At 42.5% G+C, this 22,236-nt stretch carries 30 protein-coding genes and 1 pseudogene; 15 read left to right on the plus strand and 16 right to left on the minus strand.

Annotated features, from left to right (window positions below; all coding sequences use genetic code 11):
* Nucleotides 1-188: 188 nt before the first annotated feature.
* The 4 genes from IM479_RS07585 to IM479_RS07600 all read left to right on the plus strand — a co-directional run bounded on the left by IM479_RS07585 (nt 189) and on the right by IM479_RS07600 (nt 1,307).
* On the plus strand, nt 189-407 hold the full coding sequence (locus tag IM479_RS07585; RefSeq protein WP_158202158.1) for a type II toxin-antitoxin system HicB family antitoxin: 219 nt from the start codon (nt 189-191) through the stop codon (nt 405-407).
* Nucleotides 407-646, plus strand: a complete 240-nt coding sequence (locus IM479_RS07590) for a type II toxin-antitoxin system HicA family toxin (RefSeq protein WP_287673899.1) — start codon at nt 407-409, stop codon at nt 644-646. Before IM479_RS07585 ends, IM479_RS07590 begins: the two co-directional genes overlap by 1 nt.
* Nucleotides 647-847: 201 nt before the next feature.
* A complete protein-coding gene (locus tag IM479_RS07595; protein WP_287685622.1) occupies nt 848-1,114 on the plus strand; it encodes a DUF4258 domain-containing protein in 267 nt (88 codons plus the stop codon).
* A complete protein-coding gene (locus IM479_RS07600) occupies nt 1,065-1,307 on the plus strand; it encodes a DUF2283 domain-containing protein (RefSeq protein ID WP_002775710.1) in 243 nt (80 codons plus the stop codon). The genes IM479_RS07595 and IM479_RS07600 overlap by 50 nt, the downstream gene beginning before the upstream one ends.
* A gap of 67 nt (nt 1,308-1,374) precedes the next feature.
* On the opposite strand, the gene IM479_RS07605 is transcribed toward IM479_RS07600, so the two are convergent.
* On the minus strand, nt 1,375-1,500 hold the full coding sequence (locus IM479_RS07605; RefSeq protein WP_287675685.1) for a hypothetical protein: 126 nt from the start codon (nt 1,498-1,500) through the stop codon (nt 1,375-1,377).
* A gap of 66 nt (nt 1,501-1,566) precedes the next feature.
* Here IM479_RS07605 and IM479_RS07610 point away from each other — a divergent pair, with 66 nt between their 5' ends.
* Together IM479_RS07610 and IM479_RS07615 are read left to right on the plus strand one after the other, a co-directional pair.
* Entirely contained in the window at nt 1,567-1,821 is a 255-nt protein-coding gene (locus IM479_RS07610) for a hypothetical protein (protein ID WP_286824359.1), read from the plus strand.
* A complete protein-coding gene (locus IM479_RS07615) occupies nt 1,802-2,062 on the plus strand; it encodes a Txe/YoeB family addiction module toxin (RefSeq protein WP_002735847.1) in 261 nt (86 codons plus the stop codon). The genes IM479_RS07610 and IM479_RS07615 overlap by 20 nt, the downstream gene beginning before the upstream one ends.
* 29 nt (nt 2,063-2,091) lie before the next feature.
* Here IM479_RS07615 and IM479_RS07620 read toward each other — a convergent pair whose 3' ends face one another.
* On the minus strand, nt 2,092-2,262 hold the full coding sequence (locus IM479_RS07620) for a hypothetical protein (RefSeq protein ID WP_286824355.1): 171 nt from the start codon (nt 2,260-2,262) through the stop codon (nt 2,092-2,094).
* A 253-nt stretch (nt 2,263-2,515) separates the two neighbouring features.
* Here IM479_RS07620 and IM479_RS07625 point away from each other — a divergent pair, with 253 nt between their 5' ends.
* The 6 genes from IM479_RS07625 to IM479_RS07650 all read left to right on the plus strand — a co-directional run bounded on the left by IM479_RS07625 (nt 2,516) and on the right by IM479_RS07650 (nt 10,824).
* Nucleotides 2,516-5,086, plus strand: a complete 2,571-nt coding sequence (locus IM479_RS07625; RefSeq protein WP_286824354.1) for a DUF3536 domain-containing protein — start codon at nt 2,516-2,518, stop codon at nt 5,084-5,086.
* A gap of 113 nt (nt 5,087-5,199) precedes the next feature.
* A complete protein-coding gene (trpB, locus tag IM479_RS07630; RefSeq protein WP_287685625.1) occupies nt 5,200-6,447 on the plus strand; it encodes a tryptophan synthase subunit beta in 1,248 nt (415 codons plus the stop codon).
* A 491-nt stretch (nt 6,448-6,938) separates the two neighbouring features.
* Complete coding sequence (gene hpsP, locus IM479_RS07635; protein ID WP_287685627.1) at nt 6,939-8,150, plus strand: hormogonium polysaccharide biosynthesis glycosyltransferase HpsP; 1,212 nt, start codon at nt 6,939-6,941, stop codon at nt 8,148-8,150.
* Nucleotides 8,151-8,504: 354 nt separating this feature from the next.
* Nucleotides 8,505-9,071, plus strand: coding sequence for a glyoxalase-like domain protein (locus tag IM479_RS07640; RefSeq protein WP_287685629.1), 567 nt, complete (start codon nt 8,505-8,507; stop codon nt 9,069-9,071).
* 48 nt (nt 9,072-9,119) lie between these two features.
* The gene (locus IM479_RS07645; protein ID WP_287078143.1) at nt 9,120-9,461 is read left to right on the plus strand and encodes a hypothetical protein; all 342 of its coding nucleotides are present in this window, start codon (nt 9,120-9,122) and stop codon (nt 9,459-9,461) included.
* Nucleotides 9,462-9,489: 28 nt separating this feature from the next.
* Nucleotides 9,490-10,824, plus strand: a complete 1,335-nt coding sequence (locus IM479_RS07650) for a flotillin family protein (RefSeq protein WP_287685631.1) — start codon at nt 9,490-9,492, stop codon at nt 10,822-10,824.
* A gap of 114 nt (nt 10,825-10,938) precedes the next feature.
* Here IM479_RS07650 and IM479_RS07655 read toward each other — a convergent pair.
* Both IM479_RS07655 and IM479_RS07660 read right to left on the minus strand, forming a co-directional pair.
* Nucleotides 10,939-11,081, minus strand: a pseudogene (locus IM479_RS07655) (Uma2 family endonuclease); the annotation flags it as partial.
* A gap of 226 nt (nt 11,082-11,307) precedes the next feature.
* Nucleotides 11,308-13,404, minus strand: coding sequence for a S8 family peptidase (locus tag IM479_RS07660; protein WP_287685633.1), 2,097 nt, complete (start codon nt 13,402-13,404; stop codon nt 11,308-11,310).
* A gap of 67 nt (nt 13,405-13,471) precedes the next feature.
* On the opposite strand from IM479_RS07660, the gene IM479_RS07665 reads away from it, so the two are divergent.
* Nucleotides 13,472-14,284 (plus strand): Uma2 family endonuclease, encoded by an 813-nt coding sequence (locus tag IM479_RS07665; RefSeq protein ID WP_287685634.1) that lies wholly within the window; start codon nt 13,472-13,474, stop codon nt 14,282-14,284.
* A gap of 81 nt (nt 14,285-14,365) precedes the next feature.
* Here the strand turns inward: IM479_RS07665 and IM479_RS07670 are convergent, their stop codons facing one another.
* The 8 genes from IM479_RS07670 to IM479_RS07705 all read right to left on the minus strand — a co-directional run bounded on the left by IM479_RS07670 (nt 14,366) and on the right by IM479_RS07705 (nt 19,806).
* Nucleotides 14,366-14,521 (minus strand): anacyclamide/piricyclamide family prenylated cyclic peptide, encoded by a 156-nt coding sequence (locus IM479_RS07670; RefSeq protein WP_071995609.1) that lies wholly within the window; start codon nt 14,519-14,521, stop codon nt 14,366-14,368.
* Nucleotides 14,522-14,642: 121 nt separating this feature from the next.
* Nucleotides 14,643-14,864: a cyanobactin biosynthesis PatC/TenC/TruC family protein gene (locus tag IM479_RS07675; protein WP_287685636.1), complete on the minus strand. Its 222-nt coding sequence runs from the start codon at nt 14,862-14,864 to the stop codon at nt 14,643-14,645.
* A gap of 46 nt (nt 14,865-14,910) precedes the next feature.
* Nucleotides 14,911-15,120, minus strand: coding sequence for a cyanobactin biosynthesis system PatB/AcyB/McaB family protein (locus IM479_RS07680; RefSeq protein WP_012263826.1), 210 nt, complete (start codon nt 15,118-15,120; stop codon nt 14,911-14,913).
* Between the two features lie 40 nt (nt 15,121-15,160).
* A complete protein-coding gene (locus tag IM479_RS07685) occupies nt 15,161-17,098 on the minus strand; it encodes a S8 family peptidase (RefSeq protein WP_287685638.1) in 1,938 nt (645 codons plus the stop codon).
* Nucleotides 17,099-17,103: 5 nt separating this feature from the next.
* Nucleotides 17,104-17,787, minus strand: coding sequence for a Uma2 family endonuclease (locus IM479_RS07690; RefSeq protein ID WP_287685640.1), 684 nt, complete (start codon nt 17,785-17,787; stop codon nt 17,104-17,106).
* 18 nt (nt 17,788-17,805) lie between these two features.
* A complete protein-coding gene (locus IM479_RS07695; protein ID WP_024969545.1) occupies nt 17,806-18,384 on the minus strand; it encodes a Uma2 family endonuclease in 579 nt (192 codons plus the stop codon).
* Nucleotides 18,385-18,439: 55 nt separating this feature from the next.
* Nucleotides 18,440-18,898, minus strand: coding sequence for a DUF29 domain-containing protein (locus IM479_RS07700; RefSeq protein ID WP_287685647.1), 459 nt, complete (start codon nt 18,896-18,898; stop codon nt 18,440-18,442).
* Between the two features lie 11 nt (nt 18,899-18,909).
* Nucleotides 18,910-19,806: a DUF5838 family protein gene (locus IM479_RS07705; RefSeq protein WP_287685643.1), complete on the minus strand. Its 897-nt coding sequence runs from the start codon at nt 19,804-19,806 to the stop codon at nt 18,910-18,912.
* Between the two features lie 27 nt (nt 19,807-19,833).
* Between IM479_RS07705 and IM479_RS07710 the strand changes: the two genes are divergently transcribed.
* Together IM479_RS07710 and IM479_RS07715 are read left to right on the plus strand one after the other, a co-directional pair.
* The gene (locus IM479_RS07710) at nt 19,834-20,094 is read left to right on the plus strand and encodes a transposase (protein WP_287659168.1); all 261 of its coding nucleotides are present in this window, start codon (nt 19,834-19,836) and stop codon (nt 20,092-20,094) included.
* Between the two features lie 162 nt (nt 20,095-20,256).
* Nucleotides 20,257-20,655: a hypothetical protein gene (locus IM479_RS07715; RefSeq protein ID WP_287685645.1), complete on the plus strand. Its 399-nt coding sequence runs from the start codon at nt 20,257-20,259 to the stop codon at nt 20,653-20,655.
* Nucleotides 20,656-20,688: 33 nt separating this feature from the next.
* Here IM479_RS07715 and IM479_RS07720 read toward each other — a convergent pair whose 3' ends face one another.
* From IM479_RS07720 to IM479_RS07735, 4 genes are all read right to left on the minus strand, one after another.
* Nucleotides 20,689-20,832 (minus strand): anacyclamide/piricyclamide family prenylated cyclic peptide, encoded by a 144-nt coding sequence (locus tag IM479_RS07720; protein ID WP_287685649.1) that lies wholly within the window; start codon nt 20,830-20,832, stop codon nt 20,689-20,691.
* A 247-nt stretch (nt 20,833-21,079) separates the two neighbouring features.
* On the minus strand, nt 21,080-21,223 hold the full coding sequence (locus IM479_RS07725) for an anacyclamide/piricyclamide family prenylated cyclic peptide (protein WP_287699327.1): 144 nt from the start codon (nt 21,221-21,223) through the stop codon (nt 21,080-21,082).
* Between the two features lie 258 nt (nt 21,224-21,481).
* Nucleotides 21,482-21,625, minus strand: a complete 144-nt coding sequence (locus IM479_RS07730) for an anacyclamide/piricyclamide family prenylated cyclic peptide (RefSeq protein WP_287699326.1) — start codon at nt 21,623-21,625, stop codon at nt 21,482-21,484.
* Between the two features lie 259 nt (nt 21,626-21,884).
* The gene (locus IM479_RS07735) at nt 21,885-22,040 is read right to left on the minus strand and encodes an anacyclamide/piricyclamide family prenylated cyclic peptide (RefSeq protein WP_287699328.1); all 156 of its coding nucleotides are present in this window, start codon (nt 22,038-22,040) and stop codon (nt 21,885-21,887) included.
* Nucleotides 22,041-22,236 lie beyond the last annotated feature (196 nt).

The following is a 22,236-nucleotide window of genomic DNA, read 5'->3' on the forward strand; positions in this document are numbered from 1 at the left end:
CTTATTCAAGAAATGGCTGAAGATGTCAATAATGATCCTGAACTAGATTTCTTTTCAGAAATTGAGGGAGAAGGATTAGAAAACGATGACGATTAACCCAAAACGAGGCGAAATCTGGCAAGTTAACCTTGAGCCAACCATTAGAAATGAGATAGGATCAAGACATCCCTATACACTATCAACAATTTATGAAATCCATTAAAATCATTGTTGAAAAACATCCTGATGGCTATATCGCCTATCCATTGGGAATTCAAGGCGTAGTAGTCGGTGAAGGTGATACCTATGAAGATGCTCTTAATGACGTGCGATCGGCGATCGCTTTTCATGTTGAAACCTTTGGGGAATCAGTTCTCGAAGCTGAATCATCTGTATTAGAAGCCTTTGTTGTAGAGGCAATGGTCTAATGGCAAAATTTCCTGTTGATGCTCCCAAAGCCAAAGTGATTAAAGTTCTTGAAAAATTTGGTTTTTCAATTGTTATAGAAAAAGAGCATATTTCTATGATTAGAAAAAATTCAGATGGAACAACAACACCTTTAACTTTACCGAATCACAAGCAAATTAAAAGCTCTACATTAAGAAGTATTTGCACTCAAGCGGGTATCTCACGAGATGATTTTATTGCTTCCTATGAAAAAACTTAAGGCAAAATCCTTTAAATGTGATTATTTTGGCCTTTGAAAGAGCGATCTTGTAGGTTGGGTTGAGGTGACGAAACCCAACACTACCTTTTCCTATCTCTTACTTAATTTATTGGGTTTCACTTCGTTCAAACCGACCTACAGTGCGATTATTTGCTTTATAATTTTTACTAATCCCTTACAAAAAAATACTCCGAAATCCTCGTGAACTTTATTTTAAGTCCCCATGCCGAAGAAAAAATTATTCAACGCCAAATCTCTTTAAAAATATTGCAGGACATCCTCAATAATCCTGAGCAAATTTTAGAAGAAGATGGACTCAAAGTTTATCAAGGTACGTTTGTCGCCATTAACAATAAAACTTATCTTCTGAGAATTTACATTAATGACTTAGTTGAGCATCAAAAAATTGTTACACTATATGTTACCAGTAAACTTAGAAAATATAGGCAGCTATCAAATGAAAGCTAAATATGATGCTGAGGTTGACGTTTTAACAATTACCTGGCATGACACACCCGTAGAAGAAAGTGAGGCAATCAGTCCAGGGGTTATTCTTGACTATGATCAAGCAGGTAATGTAATCGGGATTGAAATTCTTAATGCTTCTCGAAAAATCGAGAATTTTTCTCCGAATGTGCAGGTAGCTATTTCTTCTCGATAAAGGCGATCGCTATTGGCTGATAGTGCGATCGCTGATCGCGTAGGATGGGTTAACACAGCGTAACTCGTCACAAACATTGATGATCAAAGGCGATCGCTTTATAGATGGTAAAGAGGCGATCATTATTGGGAGAGCCAATCCTTCGGAGATAGCGATTTTTGTGATGACGAGAGGCGATCGCTTTTCTTGTCATCAGTTCTAACTCATGCTGATTTTGATATAATAGCCATAATTGTTTGACATCTTAAGAGAAAAAATCATGATTAGAGCGATTAAACAGAAAGGAATTGTTGGCAGAGAAGGAAAAATAGAGCTTTATTCTGCGGAACTAGAAGAAGGAACAGATGTGGATATTATTATTTTAGTATCTGATTCTGAACCCGATACAACTGAATATCTTCTTTCAACAGAAGCCAATCAGCGTGAATTATCCGAAGCTATTGACAGAATAGAAAAGAAAGAAAACTTAGTGACAATTACTGTAAAAGAATGGCGTGAAAAATATAGTATTTGACCCGAAAGCTTTTAAACAATTCAATGAATGGGCGATAGAAGACAAAAAACTCTATAAAAAAATCGTTGATTTAATTGACGACATATTGCGTCATCCCTTCTCTGGAATCGGTAAACCTGAACCCTTAAAACATCAACTCAAGGGTTATTGGTCAAGACGCATTAATGATGAACATCGCTTAGTTTATAAAATTACAGAAACAGAAATTATTATTATCAGTTGTAAATTTCATTATGACTAGGCTCAATGTAATCGCTGTCATCTTGTTGATTAAACTTTAAAATTGCCATTGCTTGGGATAGGAACGCAGAGGGCGATCACTTTTTGGGGATAAGGAGGGGCGATCGTTTTTGGGAGGAGCAATTTTTTGGGCATGGCGATCGCTTTTGGGGCAGGGGTAAGAGCGATCGCATCTCTCTTAGGGTAGAACGCTGATGGCAAAGGATGGTCAGTCAGCCCTAGATAGTCAACAGCCTACCGGGAAAAGCTAGATTTTGTAACAAGATTTAGTATTACTTAGTGCCGTGTATAGAGAAGTTGCGAATTGTTAACCCTAGCTTTGCTAGGAACACAAAACATGGTATTGTGAGCCTGAGTCCGTGAAAAACGGCAAGGTTTTCAGTTTTTTTAAACATCAGGTCGCTACATTCTACAGCTATTTTCGCTCAAAAAAACCGATTTTCTAGGCATTTCTATGACTTATCTTGTTGAACATCCTTCTACAACCTTTTATTCCTATACCGATACGGGGGTCGATCCCCTGAAAACCGCTCACGGAGTTTATATCACGGTTCACGGACATTTTTACCAACCACCGCGAGAAAATCCCTATCTAGACAGAATTGAACGGCAGCCGAGCGCCCATCCCTTCCATAATTGGAATGAACGCATCCATCACGAGTGTTATCGTGCCAATGCTTTTGCGCGCATTTACAATGACCGGGGGGAAGTGATCAAAATAGTTAATAACTACGAATATCTCAGCTTTAACATTGGGGCCACCCTCATGTCATGGATGCAATCCCATGATCCCGAAGTTTACCAACGCATCCTGACAGCGGATCAAAAAAGTTGTCAACGCTTAAACGGTCATGGTAACGCCATCGCCCAGGTCTATAATCATATCATTCTGCCTCTAGCCAACAAACAGGACAAATACACCCAAATTCGTTGGGGAAAAGCCGATTTTCAGCACCGTTTCGGTCGCGATCCCGAAGGAATGTGGTTAGCGGAAACAGCCATTGATTTAGCCACAGTGACAGCTTTAATCGATGAAGGGATTAAATTCACCATTTTAGCCCCTTCCCAGGCCCTGCGCTGTCGTCCTTTCCCTAGCGACCAAGATCCCCATCCCCAATGGCACGCGGTGGCCGGAGGTCAAATCGATCCCACCCGTCCCTATCGCTGTTACATCCCCGATGGTCGTTATCTGGATATTTTCTTCTACGATGGTCCAATTTCTCGCGATATGGGCTTTAATGATGTCCTAGCCAGCAGTGATTTTCTCGTCGGTCGTCTGGGACAGGCAATTAAAGGGGATCATCGTCCTTCCCAGTTAATCAGCGTCGCTACCGATGGGGAAACCTTCGGCCACCACAAACAGGGGACAGAGAAATGTCTTAGCTATGCTTTTACGGAATCTTTCCCTAAAAACGGCTGGACAGTCACTAATTTCGCCCATTATCTCAGTATTTGCCCCCCGACTTGGGAAGTGGAATTAAAACCAGTGACTGCGTGGAGTTGCGTCCATGGCGTAGATCGTTGGCAGGATGACTGTGGTTGCGGGGGAGGGGGAAATTACCAGCAAAAATGGCGAAAACCCCTGCGGGAGTCCCTAAATTGGCTCAGAGATGAGTTAATTAAGGTATATGAGATTCAGGGACAGGAATTTTTCCGCGATCCTTGGCAGACAAGGGATGACTACATTGCAGTTATTTTAGATCGATCCCCAGACGCGATCGAACATTTTCTCGCCCTGCATCAAAGTCGCAACCTGAGTAAAAGCGAGAAAATCGATGCTTTGCGTTTGTTAGAAATGCAAAGACAGGCTTTATTGATGTTTACCAGTTGTGGCTGGTTTTTTGAGGAAATTTCTCGACCTGAAGGTACGCAAATTTTGAGATATGCTGGCCGGGCCCTGGAATTAGCTGGAGAAGTGGCAGGAATTCAATTAGAAATGAATTTCCTCAGTCGTCTAGCTTTCGCCCCCAGTAACGTTAAGTTATATCAAGATGGGGCTGATGTCTATCGACAATTGGTCACTTCTGCGCGGGTCGATTTGGAACGGGTGGCAGCCCATTACGCTATTAGTTCCCTATTTACCAATTATCCCAGTCATCATCGGATTTATTGTTACAATACCCGTCAACTAGATTATCAAAAACAAGCGATCGGGTCTTTAACTTTAGCAGTGGGACAGGTGGAATTAACCTCGGAAATTACCCAAGAAAGTGAACATTTTGTTTTTGCTGTTCTACATTTAGGAGGTTGGGATTTTTACTGCTGCATTCAACCTTTTAACGGTCGCTTAATCTATACCCATCTTAAGGAGCATCTCTTTGAATCTTTACAACAGGCCAGTGTCTCGACCATGATCGTAGAAATGGGGCGTGGATTGGGAGAAAACTTTTTTGCTTTACCCCATCTTTTTGCCGATGAAAGACACCGGATTATGCAGAAGGTGACAGCCGAAACTAAAAAACGTCTCGATCAATTATACACCCAAGTTTATCGGGATAATTATGGTATTTTAGCGGCATTCCAACGGGATGAGCTGCCCGTACCTCAAGAGTTACAGGTAGCGGCCGATATTGCCATTTCTCACCGTTGTTTACAGGTGATTAATGCCCTAGAAAAAGATTTTGAGCAGCGGCAAGCAACGGAGAATAATCTCGATCAATTATTGGCTATTGCTAAGGAAGCCAATCATTTACACTGTCAATTAAACATTCCCGAAGCGCGTCAAACCTTAGAAAGTCTGCTCTGGCAATCTCTTGGGAAATTATTACACGATGGTGATCCTTTAACGGCGGAGGAGGATGCCCGCCTAATCACCCGTTTAATTGAAGTTAGCCAACAATTAAAGCTAGGATTATCCCTCGATCGCTCTCAGGAATTATACTATTATTACTTCCATGATCGTCTAGTTCCTAATTCTTTGCGGTCCAATTCAATAGATGCTGCCTGTCCCTGGCCGATGACTCAATTAAAATGGTTATTACTATTAGGACAGGTGTTAAAAGTTGATGTGAGTATTTGGCTGTAAAATCAGTAACAGGGTGGGCAATGCTCACCTTTTGATTTGCCCTCGAACTGAGGTTAACCCAGAGACTAAACCCTTAGATTTATAATGGACATAGTCTCTCATCGAAGATTTACATGACTATCACGCCGATTTATGCCGCCTCAGCCGGCACAGCAACCCAGTATCCCGATGCTTTTGGGCGTTTTGGACGCTACGGGGGCAAATACGTCCCGGAAACCCTGATGCCAGCCTTAAGTGAACTAGAAACGGCCTATAATCAGTATAAAGACGACCCCGATTTTCAAGAAGAATTAAATCAACTGCTCAAGGATTACGTCGGCAGACCTAGTCCCTTATATTTTGCCGAACGTCTCACCGCCCATTATGCCAAAGCTGACGGTACTGGGGCGCAAATTTACCTGAAACGGGAAGATTTAAACCATACTGGGGCCCACAAGATTAATAACGCCCTCGGTCAGGTTTTATTAGCCAAACGCATGGGTAAAAAGCGAATTATCGCCGAAACTGGGGCAGGACAGCACGGCGTGGCCACCGCTACGGTTTGCGCTCGTTTTGGTCTAGAATGCGTGATTTATATGGGAATTCACGACATGGAACGCCAGGAACTCAATGTTTTCCGCATGAGACTGCTTGGGGCGACGGTGCAACCCGTGGCCGCCGGGACAGGAACCCTGAAAGATGCCACCTCGGAAGCGATTCGCGACTGGGTAACTAATGTCGAAACCACTCACTACATCCTTGGTTCTGTGGCCGGTCCCCATCCCTATCCGATGATGGTGCGCGATTTTCATGCGGTTATCGGTCAAGAAACTCGTCAGCAAAGTCTGGAAAAATGGGGCGGTTTACCGGATATTCTCCTTGCTTGTGTGGGGGGTGGTTCTAATGCTATGGGTTTATTTCATGAGTTTGTTAAAGAAACTTCCGTGCGTTTAATTGGTGTTGAGGCCGCCGGGGAAAGTATCGCTTCTGGAAAACACGCCGCCACCCTTACCCAAGGTCAACCGGGCGTTCTACATGGAGCAATGAGTTATTTATTACAAGATAACGAAGGTCAAGTTATCGAGGCCCACTCAATTAGTGCCGGTTTAGATTATCCCGGAGTCGGGCCAGAACATAGCTTTTTAAAAGATAGTGGTCGCGCCGAATATTACAGTGTCACTGACCGGGAAGCATTAGAAGCTTTTCAAAGAGTTTCCCGTTTAGAAGGGATTATTCCGGCCCTAGAAACTGCCCACGCTTTAGCCTATTTAGAAACTCTTTGCCCGCAAGTAACTGGTAGTCCTCGCATTGTTATTAATTTCTCTGGACGGGGTGATAAAGATGTGCAATCGGTGGCTAAATATTTATCGATGAATGGTTAACCTTTAGCCTTTTCAGTGAGCAGTTATCAGATTTGAGTATTAAGTGATCCCCCCTGCCCCTAGAAGGGGGGTGCTGACAATTTTTAACACCCACCTACTTATTAAATGGCGGTTTCTTGCTGTCTTTTCACTCTTGACCGATTACCACTGATAACTGCTTATACTAAATCCGTTGAGCATAGGCTACTTATAAGGACAGGCAAAAGGCACTCATGCAAAAGGGGTAATAAATAATCAGTTTTTAATAACCGGATTTAGTATAACTGGTAAATCAGAGGGATAAGCTATTGTGCATCTAAATTTGATATTCGTTTTGAATTTGATATCCTCTTGGGGTTTCTTGAGCGGTTTCCCAGCTGCCTTAACAGATTTACTCTGTTCTGGTCTTAGAGTCGCTCTAAGTGGCACTTTCTAGCATATATCGTGCAAATGCGCTAGTATTTAACAGTAAAGCCAACCTAGAACGACGGGGTTTCTGACCCAATTTTTCGATGAAAATTCTTCAGATTGTTCCTTCGATTTCCCTTGTTTATGGTGGCCCCAGTCAAATGGTACTCGGTTTGTCAGCGGCCTTGGCGCAACTAGGCCAAGAGGTGACTATTATTACCACCGATTCCAATGGTGACACGGGACAAGCACCCCTAGATGTGCCTTTAGGGGTCCCTGTTAGTCAAAATGGCTATCAAATCTATTATTTTCGCTGTTCTCCCTTTCGCCGCTACAAATTTTCTCTTGATCTGTTTACTTGGTTGGCTAATAGGGCAAAAGATTACGATATCGCCCATATTCACGCCTTATTCTCGCCAGTGAGCAGTATATCAGCTTCGATCGCTCGTTACCGTCAACTGCCCTATATTCTCCGTCCCCTAGGCACCCTCGATCCGGCAGATTTGCAAAAAAAACGGCAACTTAAACAAATATATGCCAATTTTCTGGAAAAACCCAATTTAGCGGCGGCGGCGGCCGTTCATTTTACCAGTCAGCAGGAGTGTCAAATCGCCGAAAGATTTAAGATAAAAACTAAGGATATTGTCATCCCCCTAGGGGTAGATTTTTTTGACCCACAAGCTCTACCGGTAAACGGTTTTGATCTTCCCCAAAATAAACCTATCATCCTCTATATGTCCCGTCTTGACCCGAAAAAAGGTCTAGATTTATTGCTGCCCAGTTTAGAAAGGTTGTTAGCAAAGGGCCTAGATTTTCATTTTGTCTTAGCAGGAGGCAATCCCCAGGATCGGGAGTACGAAAATCGGATTAAAAATCAGATCGAGCGGTCAATCTTGGGAAAAAATACAACAATTACCGGATTTGTGACCGGAGAAATAAAAAATAACCTCCTCGCTAGGGCCGATTTATTTGTTTTACCTTCCTACTATGAAAATTTTGGCATCGCAGTGGCAGAAGCTATGGCTGCCGGAATTCCCGTGGTTATCTCCGACCGGGTGGATCTGCATCCTGCGGTAGCAGCAGCGGCTGCGGGATGGGTGACAGCTTGTCAGCTTGAGGATTTAACTAATACTTTGGCAACGGCTATCACTAATCCTGAAATTCGCCAACAACGAGGGAAAAATGCCAGGGATTTAGTCTTAAATCAATATAGTTGGTCGGCGATCGCTGAACAGATGCTAACTGTCTATCAAGATCTAGTCTGCGATATCGATCGTCCCCTGCTCGATCGAAGTCACAGACGGATTAAGATTTAGGCCATCAGGATAACTAGCACTAAAAATGCCAGTAGGGTTAAACCTGATTGCAGAAAGACGGGAAGCGCAAAAGAATTCATAAAAGTAGCTCACTTTTCTAGGGATGGCTCTATTTCTAATATACGCTTTCATCTCCGCTAATTCCTCATATTTCCGTCCGCAATGTCATCATCTCATCATTTATTCATCCCATAGGGAGAATTTGAGGCAAATTGTACTGTATTTAAACTGGGTAGGGAGCATTTTAATACAAATGTACAGAACTCGGTTACTCCCCACCCTGTTCACTTAAGTTTCAGCGTCGTGATTATAATTAGGGAATGATAGAAATTCTTAGGCAATAGGATCACATCAGTGTTGATAAATCATCTTTTCTTCGGCGCTTTCCTACCCCTTGATACTCTCCTGTCCACCCAGGGGATTATGGTTATGCTCCTGGCCGCTTATGCTTTAGCCATGTGGATGTTTCTAACTAGCGCCCCAAAAGTTCATACAATCATGGTGACAGATTTGGAGACAGCCCGACAATTTTATGAAGGACTTTTAAATTTACCCACGGCCGATGTTCCCCTCCATTACTATTACAATTATGAGCAGACGATGGGCAATAATATGATTGACCCATTTTATATGTCTAGTAATCCGGCTGCGACTACTGCTCATACTTCTTTGGGAGATCAACCCCAGGGTTTATGGTATCAGTTAAAGAAAAATACCCAACTGCATATCGTTGCTGGGGCAAATGCGGGTTATAAGGATCGTCATCGTCACGTTTGTTTTGATCACGATTGTTTAGAACAAATTCTGATGCGGGTGGAATCACGACGCTTAAAGTATAAAGTTCGTCGCAATAAACCTTTAAATTTTTTGGTCAAAGATAATGCCGATCGCGTGATTGAAATGGCCGAAGTCTCGAATTAGTTAACAGTAATTAGATTGGGGGCAACCATAACGGTAAATAACTAAACTATGAATGCTCAACTGCTCACAATCATTTTAATTTCTTTAGGGGTAGGTATTGGTTTGGCCATTCTACTCCTAATTTTAGTCAAGTTAAGACGCTGCAACCAACAGGTAAATAGTATCGTCGATCATCAATCTCTCATCGGTTTAATTGGAGTTGTTCAAATCCCCTTCGATAAAAATAGCAAGGGGAAAGTGCGAGTTAATGTCGGGGATAGTCTGATCGATATAGTAGCGATAACGGAAGGGGAAGAACAATTTAATGTCGGGGATCAAGCATTTATCCTCAATTGCCAAGACAATAAAGTTTTAGTCATTGCGGAAAAGTATATCAGAGGCGATTTGTAATTTCTTCTAGACCAAAGGGTAACTAACTATGAATAGTCAAAATAATTCCTATCTCATCCAAATCAATTCCAATCAATACGACAACAATAACAACAACAGTGCTGGTAATTTATTGGGGAATAGTGTTCCCATTGCTTTATTGATATTTCTGGGGATTGGTGCGATTTGGTTTATCAATTCTTTTTTGTGTATTTGCAAACCCAATGAAGTAGTAATCCTGAGTGGGATGAAACGCAAATCAAAAGATAGACAAGATGCAGGTTATCGAGTCATATCGGGGGGTCGGGCGATTCGTATTCCAATTTTAGAAACCGTTAAACGCATGGATGTCACCACAACCCCGATCAGAATTGAGATTAAAAATGCCTATTCTAAGGGAAATATTCCCCTGAATATAGTGGCAATTGCTAACGTTAAAGTTAGTTCTAAACCTGAAATAGTCGGCAATGCGATCGAACGTTTTTTAGATCGAGATCGAGCAGAAATTATTCGCGTAGCTAAAGAAACTTTAGAAGGAAACTTGCGGGGTGTAGTCGCAACAATGACCCCCGAACAAGTGAACGAAGATCGCCTAAAATTTGCCGAAAGTATTACCAGTAACGTCAGTCAAGACCTGTTTAAACTCGGTTTAGAAATTGATACTCTCAAAATTCAAAATGTTGCCGATGACGTGGATTATCTTAACTCCCTCGGACGGGAAAGAATCGCTTTAGTCATGCGTGATGCTGAAATTGCGGAATCAAATGCACTCAATGAAGCTGAACAAATAGTCGCGGAATGTGAGGAACAAGCAACCGTAGCTAAAACCCGCGATCAAATTATCATTTTAGAGCAAGAAAACGAATTAAGAAAGTTAAAGGCAAAACTGGAACAACAGGCAAAATCGGAAGAAGAAATAACTATCGCCGCCGCTAAGGAAAAACGTGCTATAGTTGAAGAAAAATTTCAACAGGTCAGAGCAGAATTAGAAAGATTACGTCTCCAAGCAGATGAAGTTTTACCCGCAGAAGCGCAGCAGGAAGCCGAAACTTTCCGCGCTAGAGGACAAGCGGCAATTTTTGAAGAAAATGCTAAAGCTGAAGCCTTGGTTAACGAATTATTCGCGGAAGTTTGGCAAAACACCGGCAGCGAAGCATCAGCAATTTTCTTGATTCAACAGTTAGAAACTATCCTGGAAGAAGCGATAAAAATTCCTAAACGCTTACACCTCGATCGAGTTAATATTGTTGATAATGGTGATGGTAAATCCCTCGCTACCCTGATTAAAGTCTATCCCGAAATCGTCAATCAATTCCTCGCCAGTGTCCATCAAACCCTCGGTATTGATGTGGTCGGAACTCTCACCAATAAAATTGAAAAATAGCAGTCAGAAAACATACTATAGCAAATAATGGGTTATTTAGGACGCTTTCAATTTTCAAACTCTTATCTGAACAGGGTTTCAGCGATGGATTGTCCTAAGCACCTTGGTCTTTGCTATAGCCTGATTTTGGCGATAGATTGCTACCTGTTGACTAATGGGATGGGATCAATTAATCAGCCCAGTCTTAAGCCACTATCAAGATATTCCTGCATTTTTGCTTGGAGTTGACTTAAAGAATCAGTGCGCGGCCTTAATTCGGGTTTGCGGCAAAAAGTTTTTCGTGGGGGTAGGGTGTGGGGTGTGGGGTGTGGGGTGTAGGGTTTTACCCGTTTTCAGAGGGTCAATTACCTAATTTTCGGGGAAAAAGTCCCGGAATTTTCCCCCCGACCACTCCAAGAAATGGCACTTTTTGATTTCAAAAAAGCCTAAAGATATTATCCAACAAGGTTTTTAGATTTATTCAGCAAACCCTAAGCTAAGACCTCACTTAGAAACAGCCCAAGAGCGCACTTCTCCTAAGGTTACTGGAGTGCGATCGCTAACATCAATGGTAAAGCGAAATACTCGTTTAGCTCGCAGACCATTTTCGGGATCGAAGAATTTTAATTTCACATCCCAGCATTCACTTCCGTAGCGACAGAAGGGGCTTTTTTCTACTTCAATACTGTGTAATTCCATTCCCATTGCTACTGCTTGGGAGAAGGTTTGTACAGCTTGAAAAGCGTTAGTAGCCGCAAAATTTAAGGCGCGATCGCGTGCTATTTGTCCTAAATTTCGTAAGTCATAATAAATGCGATTCAAGAAACTGGTCAGAGAACGCCGCATCCTCGCTTCATCGGCGATTTCATGTTCCGCGCTAACAGTTTCTATCGCTGATTCAATCAAAGTATTAACTTTCCAGCCATACATTCCCCGGGGACTATTGACTTTGAGGACAGGAATAATTTGACCGGAAAAAAGTTTCACAGTTTCCTCGGTCAGCATACCCGGAATACTCACTCTTTCAACATAATCTTCGTCAGCTTCTGGCAATATTTGACCCGCTAACATATATTGCATGACTTGATAAATATCAGCAGCAAAAGCTCCCACTGGTTTAATAGCATAGATGGGAGTTAGTTCTAAATTGACTGTCCAAATTAAAGACTTAGTTTCTGATAGATTACTTTCTAAATAATCTACCATTTGTCGTGCATCGTAGGGATTGGATGGTAATTCAATATTATCGATTGTGATGGTTGGCATTAACTGCTTAAAAGTATCCCGACGCGCTTCTGTTCCGAAATCATAACCCAAGGTTCCTAACACATAAACGAGGTTTGAGCGTTGACTAGGAACAACATTATTTAGGACAATATTGTTATGTGCTTGATGATTTTTTATTAATCCAGTTGAGGAAATATTTTCTGAAGCATTGCTAGGAGCGATCGCTGGTTGTCTTGTTGCTGCTGTTGAAATGGTTGCAGTTATTCCCTGATTCGCTATCTCGGTTGAACAAGAGGGAATAACAGAGGTTGTCGCTGTCACTGGAATTACCGTCGATTCTATGATATTATTCGACGAATTGTTATCCGCTTCAACAGTTTGTAATTTCTCTCCTGTCAGCAATTCATAAGCTCCAGAGATGTTGATTTTTCCTAACAGACAGCGTTCTGGTTCTTCTACTTCATTAGGATCGCAGGGAATGGCACTATTAGTCAAGGCGGCTCTTACTGCTTCCGCATCAGGAGATAAACCCTGTTCTAATTGCAAACTCATTAATAAAGCGGCCGTTCCTGTCACAATTGGAGCAGCGCAGCTAGTCCCTTTTTTGCGGATAGGGTCATCAGTTCCGGGTTGAGATCCTAGAATATTCTCTCCGGGAGCAAGAATCCCTTGAGTCGCATATTTACCACCAAAATTACTGAATTTAAATGGCTCTCCTGTATCTTTCATCGCTCCTACTGTCAGGACATTTTCTAATACCGCAGGAACGCACCAACACTCTCCTTTATCATTACCACCAGGAGCAATAACGAGTATATTATTATCCTGTGCTTGACGAATTGCTTTATCAATAAATTCGTGAGCTAATCCGCTTTGAGTTGGGTGACAAGCGGCACAATGGATAATATTAACTCCCTGTTCAATTGCGTTACTAATCGCCCGGGAAAGATTGAGAGGATTAATAAAATCGTCATTCCCATAAGCAATGGGAATATTAATCACCGTTGCGTTAGGAGCAATTCCTTCTACCGGTGAATCTGGCTGTCCACAAATGGTGCTGATAATATGGTTAGCATGGAAGCGCAAATGCAAACTGTGGCGGATATTTTCATCTGGAATCGCCTCCTTAAACATTTCCTCTTTTTCTTCATCACTTTTGCCACTTTTTTCTACATCTAAAAAGGCTTGTAAGTGTTGGGGATCGATGGGAAATTCTTCGGACCAATAAGGATTAATACGGGTAATATTTGCTCCTTGAAAACAGGCTCGATCTAAGTCAACTGGTCCATCAAGAACGGCGATTTTGATGCGTGGATCGCCTTTGGTATGGGAGCGAAGATCGGTCATTCCGGGGATAGCATTGAGATCAGGCATAGTTTTTGCAGATTTTCAAGAACAGTTATAGAATAAAAGCTAGATAACAAAAATAGGGGAATTAAAGATGAGTTCAATCACCCAAACGGTACAATCCTCAACCACAATTCAGGAACCTTCGACCACGGTGTATTGCGATTCCCCTTTACCCGACCACACCCAACTCCCCGATAAAGATGGAAGTTTTGTGAAAAACTATCAAGAGCCTCCCCAAGCAGACCTTTTAACGGATACTATTACACCCCTTTTAGAGCAATTACATCCTGATGGTAATTACTGCCTAGGCCGAGATTGTGGGATTTATTGGCGATTGCCAGAGCATCCAGAATCTCTAGAAAAGGGTGCTGTTGCTCCCGATTGGTTTTATGTTCCCCATGTCCCCACGACTATTGATGGTCAAGTTCGCCGTTCCTTTGTGATGTGGAAAGAAACCATTGAACCGGTTATTGCCTTAGAATTTGTCTCTGGCAATGGTGAAGAAGAACGGGATAAAACGCCTGTTAAGGGTAAATTTTGGATCTATGAGCGAGCGATTCAAATTCCTTTTTATGGAATTTATGAAGTTAACAAGGCCCAGATCGAGATGTATCAGTTAGTTAATGGTCGTTACCAAAAAATGACTCCTAATCAGCGCGGTCATTATCCTATTGTTCCTTTAAAGGTAGAGTTAGGAATTTGGCAAGGAGAATACCAAAATCAATTCTTTCCCTGGCTTCGCTGGTGGGATGGGGAAGGTAACTTGTTGTTAACTTCCCAGGAATCTACTGAACAGGAACGACAACGAGCCGAACAGGAACGACAACGAGCCGAGCGGGAACGACAACGAGCCGAGCGCCTAGCGGAACAGTTAAGGGCATTAGGGATAGAACCTGAAGAGTAGTCGTTTTGTCAGGTAGGCAAGCACGAACAATTCATGTAAAAAAAGACTGCCTACCTAATGACTAATGCCAGGAAGAACAAATTACACTGCGTCGTCACCCGCAAAGGGATAACATTGCTTGGTGGCTAAATCACAGAAGGTAGCAGGGGTAATCACATTACCATCACTAGGAACAGTAGCGATGTTGTCTCGTTGAACCGGGGCGGTAATGCGAGGGGTCAGTTTTGGGGTTTTCATGACAAGTTACTCCAAAGGTGGTTGTCGATAACACTAAAAGATTTACACGATCCTTGTCAAGAGTTTTCTGTTAACTATTGTCAACTTTAAACAATTTGTTTGCAGGAAAAATGGACAAAGTTTAACACCAAATTCGACCCCGACGAAACGGCGGATCATTGGGATTCGCCTTGCGGTCTTGGAACATGGTTTTCCAGCGTCCGTAATCTTCTAACCCAGTTGCGGGAATATATTTAGCTTTAGGTTGAGTTGTTTCCTGTGGTTGAATGTTGGATTTTTTTGTTTCTGGTTGCTCAACATTCGGATTGGTTTCTGATTGCTTAGAACTTTTAGAGTCAGCCATTGTTTGATTTCCTTCAGTGTTTTTTGTTAGGTTTTAGAAGTCGATACTAATAACGAAAACCGCCAAAGGATGACATTTTTAGATAGCCATAGTGAGGGTATTGAAATTGTGCCGGATCGTTGTAGTTAGCCCCATGAACTAACTTAACCAAGATAGATACTAAATCTTCTCCATCGCCATGAACAATATCAACACATTCGTGGGGATGAATAAAATGGGGACGTTTGACGGGAGCAGACTGTTTGGGAAGTCTCATGGTTGTTTTGGGGTAAATAGATAGAGTTTAGGGGAGAGGACTAATAAGGAGAAGACCAGGAACGAACCTCGCCCAAGGTGACAGGAATTAGGTCACTCACATCTATAGTAAAACGGAAGACTTTACGAGCGCGGCGGCTATTTTCTGGGTCGAAGAATTTTAACTGTACATCCCAACAATCGCTATCCAGCCGACAGAAAGGACTCTTAGAAACATTAATACTATCTAACTCCATCCCTGCACCCACAGCCTCAGAAAAAGTTTGTGCTGCTTGGAAAGCATTAGTCGCGGCAAAATTGAGGGCGCGGTCTTGGGAAGTTTGCCCTAAATTGCGTAAATCGTAGTAGATGCGGTTGAGGAAACTACTCAAAGTCCGGCGCATTTGGCTTTCTTGGGCTTCTGTTTGTTCTGCACCAACAGCTTCTATTGCCGCACGGACTAAAGTATTAACGTGCCAACCATAAATTCCCCGGGGGCTATCCGGTTCAATGACGGGAACAACTTGTCCTGAGAACAGGCGTACTGTGCGCCCAGTAATCCGTCCCGGAATACTGACACGCTGGATATATTCGGGGCTGTCTTCCGCTTGCACTTGTCCCGAAAGCAGTTCCTGTAAAGCCGAATAAACTTCGCGGGAAAAAGAGCCGAGGGGTTCAATGGCGTAAATTGGGGTAAGTTCCAGGTTCAGGGTCCAGATTAAGGATTTGGCTTCTGAGAGGTTATCGGCTAAATAATCCACCATCTGGCGGGCATCGTAGGGATTAGAGGGAACTTCAATCCCACCAATTACGGCTGTCGGCATCAGTTGTTTAAATGTGTCCCGACGGGCTTCTGTACCGAAATCATAGCCCAAAGTGCCAATGGCATAGACGATTCCACCAGCGGGTTCAGCAGCTTGGCTAGGGGTGACAGATTTAGTGGTAGTTTCAGGCATGGATACTCCTTGAGAGGTTGTTACAGGGTTGGGAATTTGGGCGGCAACAACGGGGATTGCCGGTGCGCTGGTTGCGGCACTCAGTTCGAGATTTTGGCGTTGAACCTCGGTGGTTTCAGGTGTACCACCGCAGCCGCAGCCGGAAGCTTCTACTGTTGCTTGGGTTTCTATGGTTTCGGACATGGTTTCTCCGGTTAGGTGTTTAATTGCCCCCGAAATGTTCAACAGGCCGGCTAAACATTTTGGTTCGTTTTCACTGTTTGTCAAGGGACAGGGAACGGCGCTTTTTAGTAGTGCTTCCCTGACTGCGTGGGGATTAGGTGTTTCTCCCCGCTGCACTTGCAAACTGAGTAATAAAGCCGCTACTCCTGCTACGATGGGCGCAGCGAAGCTAGTGCCACTCATTTGTATTGTCCCGCCGCCGGGTTTTGCCCCTAAGATGTTTTCTCCAGGGGCAAGGATGCCTTGATTTTGGTAGGTTTCCCCCCAATTACTAAAGTCGAGGGGATGCCCTCTAGCATCAACAGCACCCACTGCTAGGACAGCAGGAAGGGCGGCTGGAACATGGAGGCACTCGCAACCATCATTTCCGGCAGCCGCAACGACAAGAATATTTCTCTGGCTACACATTTCAATGGCACGCTCTAGCCAGTCTTCTGCTTCTCCCATATCGGTGAGCGCCCCCCCACTAATACTAATAATGTGCGCTCCATTTTCGGCGGCTTGTTCAATCGCACGGGCTAAATCTAGTTGAGATAGTCGCCGTCGGTCATCGGAAAAAACTGGCACGAGTAAACCGTGACACTGAGGGGCAATTCCTTCGATTTCTGTATTAGGCTGTCCAAAAATTAAACTAGCAATATGAGTCCCGTGGGTGGACATCTGCCCACTGGTTGCACCATGTAATACTAAGGTGGGCAGTCGAGTTAATTTTGCTCCCTGAAAACAGGGATGTTGAGTATCTACGACACCATCAAGAATGGCAACAGTAATCTCTGGGGAACCCTGGGTTAGTTTGTGTAATGCTTGCAATCCTGGAATCATAATTCTTATTCTGATATTTTTTTGACAAAAGATTTATGTTGGATTGTAGCTATTCCCAATTGTACAACTTCTAAAACCCTGGCTAAATTACCCGCTAATAAAGCATCTCTACCTAACCATAATCCAGGAAATATTTGAGAACATAATATTCCTTCTGCATTAGGTTCAAGTGTAACATATTTTTCGTCATTTAAGACAAACCAATCAAATTCTTCATCCAATACTCGCCAGACTAAATATTCTTGCACTTGATGGCAGCGATAAACCTCAAGCTTTTGATGCAAGTCAAGGGAGACGGTACTAGCAGCAATTTCCACGATTAATTCTGGCGCACCTTCGACATAGCCATCCTCACTAATAGTTGATTGTCCACCATTTTTAATTCTCAGCAGTGCATCGGGTTGAGGTTCATTATCAGCATCAAGGCGCACGGTACAATTGTCGCCTAATTCAATTCCTGGCGTACTTGACCAATAGTTACCTAACCAAGTGATAATACGAGCGTGAGGGTTGCCATGATTAGTAATTCTTAAGGGAGAAGCCATCAGATGAACAATTCCTTCAATGAGTTCGGCTTTTTTCAGATTTGGCATAGCATTATATCTGCGCTCAAATTCACAACGAGTGAGGTTGTCGCCATTTTCTAATAGTGGAATTGCTTGAGGAGATTTTGCTACAGTGGCTATCATATTAGTATTTCCTACTTGTCAATACATTGGTAATTTTAAGGTGAATCCAGGTAAAATTTCTTCTCCTGATAATGTTGCTGGTAATTCAATAATTTCTACAGATTGATTGGGGCGATAGATTTCTAACCTTTGGTTGGCAGGATCAATTAGCCACCCTAATTTTACACCATTTTCTCGATATTCTTGCATTTTTTCTTGTAGATATTTTAAGGGGTCGGTACGCGATCGCAATTCTATCACAAAATCTGGGCAAATTCTGGCAAATTTTTCTTGTTCTTCTATGGGTAAAGCGTGCCAGCGTTCATTGGCAATCCAAGCAACATCAGGAGAACGTTTCGCGCCATTGGGCAAGGTAAAGATAGTAGAAGAACTAAAAACTTTACCGAGTTGAGTTTGCCGATTCCAAATCACTAAATCAGCATTTAATTCTGATTCTCGATTGCCACTAATGGCTCCGATGGGAGGCATAATGATTAATTCTCCTTCGGCAGTTTGTTCGAGTCGCCAATCGTCATTAGCACAGCACAGTTGATAAAACTGTTCGTCACTTAAATTGGTGGTTTTCAGGTTTAAGATAATAGGTTCGGTGGTAATCATTATACTTTATTTTTAAAGTCAATATTTTTAGTTCTTGTTTTAGATTGATTGTCAGTTAATAGGTTTGATTGGGCAACCAAGAACGATCAAGTAATTGTTCTTGGGAGTAGGGGCATTCAGTAGGAAAAGTTACTAAATTAGTTGTTTTAATTTTAACAAAACCTAGCGCATCTTGATAGATAGAGGTTAATTCATCTTTTAAATACTTGCGTAGATTAGTCGTGATTGTTCGTCTCAGTTGAATACGAAAATTATAGATTTCTTCTTGCCGGTGAACAGCATTATATTCGGCTTCAGTTGTCCAATATTGCAGTAACAGCAAATGACGAATAATTTGATCTAACAGACTAGCGACAGCATTTTTCTTCTCTCTACCCAAATCCTCTAACTCCTCAATTAAATTATCTAAATCTAGTTGTTGGAATTGATGATTTTTAAGTAAGTTAATAGTTTGTTCCAGCCATTGATCATCATCAACGTCATAGAGTTGTTTTAATTCATTTACTTCTATCATCAACATAAAATTTACTCCATCTTAAAGGATTTGTAATAATAAAGCCGAATATTCTCAATTCTCGTTTTTTCTAATTCTTTTTGAGTAGTACCTACCCACATATTAGGTAAAATATCTTGATGTTGATAAAAGCTGTGAACTCTTTGGGCTGTATCATTAATCTTAAAATAATTGGTTAAACCTTGACGATCTTTGAGATGATAGTAAAGCACTGGGTTATTATTTGCTTTTGATAAACCCGTGAAAAACACATTTGATCCTTGCAGAGGTTTTAAGACTGAATCAGGAAAATGTCGCCAGACTAAATTGATGGTTTCTGGTCTGAAAAAATCATCTTCTTGAAGTTCGGCATAAATTTCGATTTCACTTTTACCATTAAAGTAAAAATCAAAACCAATTAACTCAACAAATTCACTTAAATAATCACTGTCAGCAGCACCATTACTTAAAACGAAAGCAGTTTGTAGCTTTTCAGGATAATCTTTAATTCTAATGTGTATTTTTAAACTAGAATCAGCTAAATTAGTTCTTAAATCAAGACCAGCACTAAGAACTGTTAGTTTGCTAAAGTCAAAGTTATGTCCTAAAAACTTTTGTAATAAGGAATAATCTAATTGAACACCAACTCGGTTTTCAACTTGCTGAAAAAAAGCTAAAGATTGAGCTAGACATTTTTGCCATTCTTGGGACTGATCTTTAAAAAAGAGCATAAACCGTGAGGCAATGAGTTTATCTAATTCTATCTTACAGGAGGCTTCAATATCACAATTGCCTTCAACTTCCATAACAAAATCTTCAAACAGCCGCAGAGGATAACTCGGCTCAACATCAAAAGCTTGTTGATGATTACGGATAAATTGTATTCTTTGCTCTTTGAGAGAGTTTTTTTGAATCTCGGCAACTATCATGATTTCAAGATGTTAAAGGAAAAAATTATGTCAAGAAAATCTCGAAATTTACAAGCTGGTTATTCCTACCACGTCACCACACGCTGTAATAATCGTGAGTTTAAACTATCAAAGCGAGAGTGTCGGGAGGTGTTTCTTTATGCCATCAACAAGGCTTTGAGCAAATACAAGTTTAAGCTCTATGCTTTATGTATTATGTCTAACCATGTTCATTATCTGATTGAACCTGCTCAACCGCAAGATTTACCGAAAATTATGCACTTTCTTAATTGGTACACCGCGATGTGATCCCCCCGCCTTCGGCTTCCCCCCTTATCAAGGGGGGCTAGGGGGGATCGCACAGGACACTTTTGGGAAAAGCGCTATTTCTGCGATGGCTTTCCGCCTTCTGATACAGACAGGGCTTTAAATACCTTGCGCTACATCCACGGGAATCCAAAAGCAGCCAAAATGCGTTCTGGGTTCTTCTATGATTTCAGTAATTACGGCAGTTATGAACGCTTAACTGATGACGGCTTAACTCAATGGCATCCTGCTTTCTTAAAACTTGGTGACAGCTTAGAAGACTGTGCCAGAAAGTATAAAGGCTTCTGTCAGAGGTACAAACCGAAGGAGAAGACAACCCCAACCCGTTGCCACTGGGGTAGTAAGCTGTTGGCAGGGGTTCATCTCTCCTCGGCCAAGTCTTCTAGCACTCTTGAGCGAAGGAAAAAGGCAAGTGGGGAAAAACCCAACCTCTCCCCTGCTTCTCCCGCGTGCCAGGTAACAGAAAGCCCAGAATTAACAAGGGTTGTACGTCAATTCGTTGGGGCAAACCGCGCACCCTGGCAAGCAGAAAAAGACTTTTGACATGATTTGAAGTTCGTGCTAAGATCGGGAGCATTACTCCGCGTCGTCTCCCGCAAAAGGATCCCTCGAATGGCCACACCATAAAGGGGCGATCGCATTGCCATCACGAGAGACGGTAGCGGCATTTTCCCGTTGGACGGGAGCAGAGTTACGGGGTGTCAGTTTCTTGGTTTTCATGGTGGAATTTCCTCCAATAGATTTGTTTTCATAGTGTAGCAACACTACCAATCAAAGTCAACAGTTTCTAGGTCAATTTTTGTTAAGAAAGAGTCAAGTTTGCGAATCACACTTTCTCCCTTATTCCTAACAGAAAGCCCTGAATTAACAAGGATTGTACGTCAATTCGTTGGGGCAAACCGCGCACCCTGGCAAGCAGAAAAAGACTTTTGACATGATTTGAAGTTCGATGCTCGAATCGGGAGCATTACTCCGCGTCGTCTCCCGCAAAAGGATTATCCCCCCGACGCCATACCAAAGGGGCGATCGCATTGCCATCACGAGAGACGGTAGCGGCATTTTCCCGTTGGACGGGAGCAGAGTTACGGGGTGTCAGTTTCTTGGTTTTCATGGGGTAAAATCCTCCAATAGATTTGTTTTTCACAGTGTAGGAAAACTGCCAATCCAAGTCAACAGTTTCTAGGTCAATTTTTGTTAAGAAAGGGTCAAGTTTGCGAATCACACTTTCTCCCTTATTCCCGCGTGCCAGGTAACAGAAAGCCCTGAATTAACAAGGGTTGTACGTCAATTCGTTGGGGCAAACCGCGCAACCTGGCAAGCAGAAAAAGACTTTTGACATGATTTGAAGTTCGTGCTAAGATCGGGAGCATTACTCCGCGTCGTCTCCCGCAAAAGGGAACCCCAATCCCCTATCGTACAATGGGGCGATCGCATTGCCATCACGAGAGACGGTAGCGGCATTTTCCCGTTGGACGGGAGCAGAGTTACGGGGTGTCAGTTTCTTGGTTTTCATGGTGGAATTTCCTCCAATAGATTTATTTTTTCATACTGTAGCAAAACTGCCAATCCAAGTCAACAGTTTCTAGGTCAATTTTTGTTAAGAAAGAGTCAAGTTTGCGAATCACACTTTCTCCCTTATTCCCGCGTGCCAGGTAACAGAAAGCCCTGAATTAACAAGGGTTGTACGTCAATTCATAGAGGCAAACCGCGCACCCTGGCAAGCAGAAAAAGACTTTTGACATGATTTGAAGTTCGTGCTAAGATCGGGAGCATTACTCCGCGTCGTCTCCCGCAAAAGGGATACCTCTCCACCACAACTCCCCACGATCATCAAATGGGGCGATCGCATTGCCATCACGAGAGACGGTAGCGGCATTTTCCCGTTGGACGGGAGCAGAGTTACGGGGTGTCAGTTTCTTGGTTTTCATGGTGGAATTTCCTCCAATAGATTTGTTTTTCACAGTATGGTAAAACTGCCAATCCAAGTCAACAGTTTCTAGGTCAATTTTTGTTAAGAAAGAGTCAAGTTTGCGAATCACACTTTCTCCCTTATTCCTAACAGAAAGCCCTGAATTAACAAGGGTTGTACGTCAATTCGTTGGGGCAAACCGCGCACCCTGGCAA

Source organism: Microcystis sp. M165S2 (genome assembly GCF_020245885.1).
Taxonomy (GTDB): Bacteria; Cyanobacteriota; Cyanobacteriia; order Cyanobacteriales; family Microcystaceae; genus Microcystis.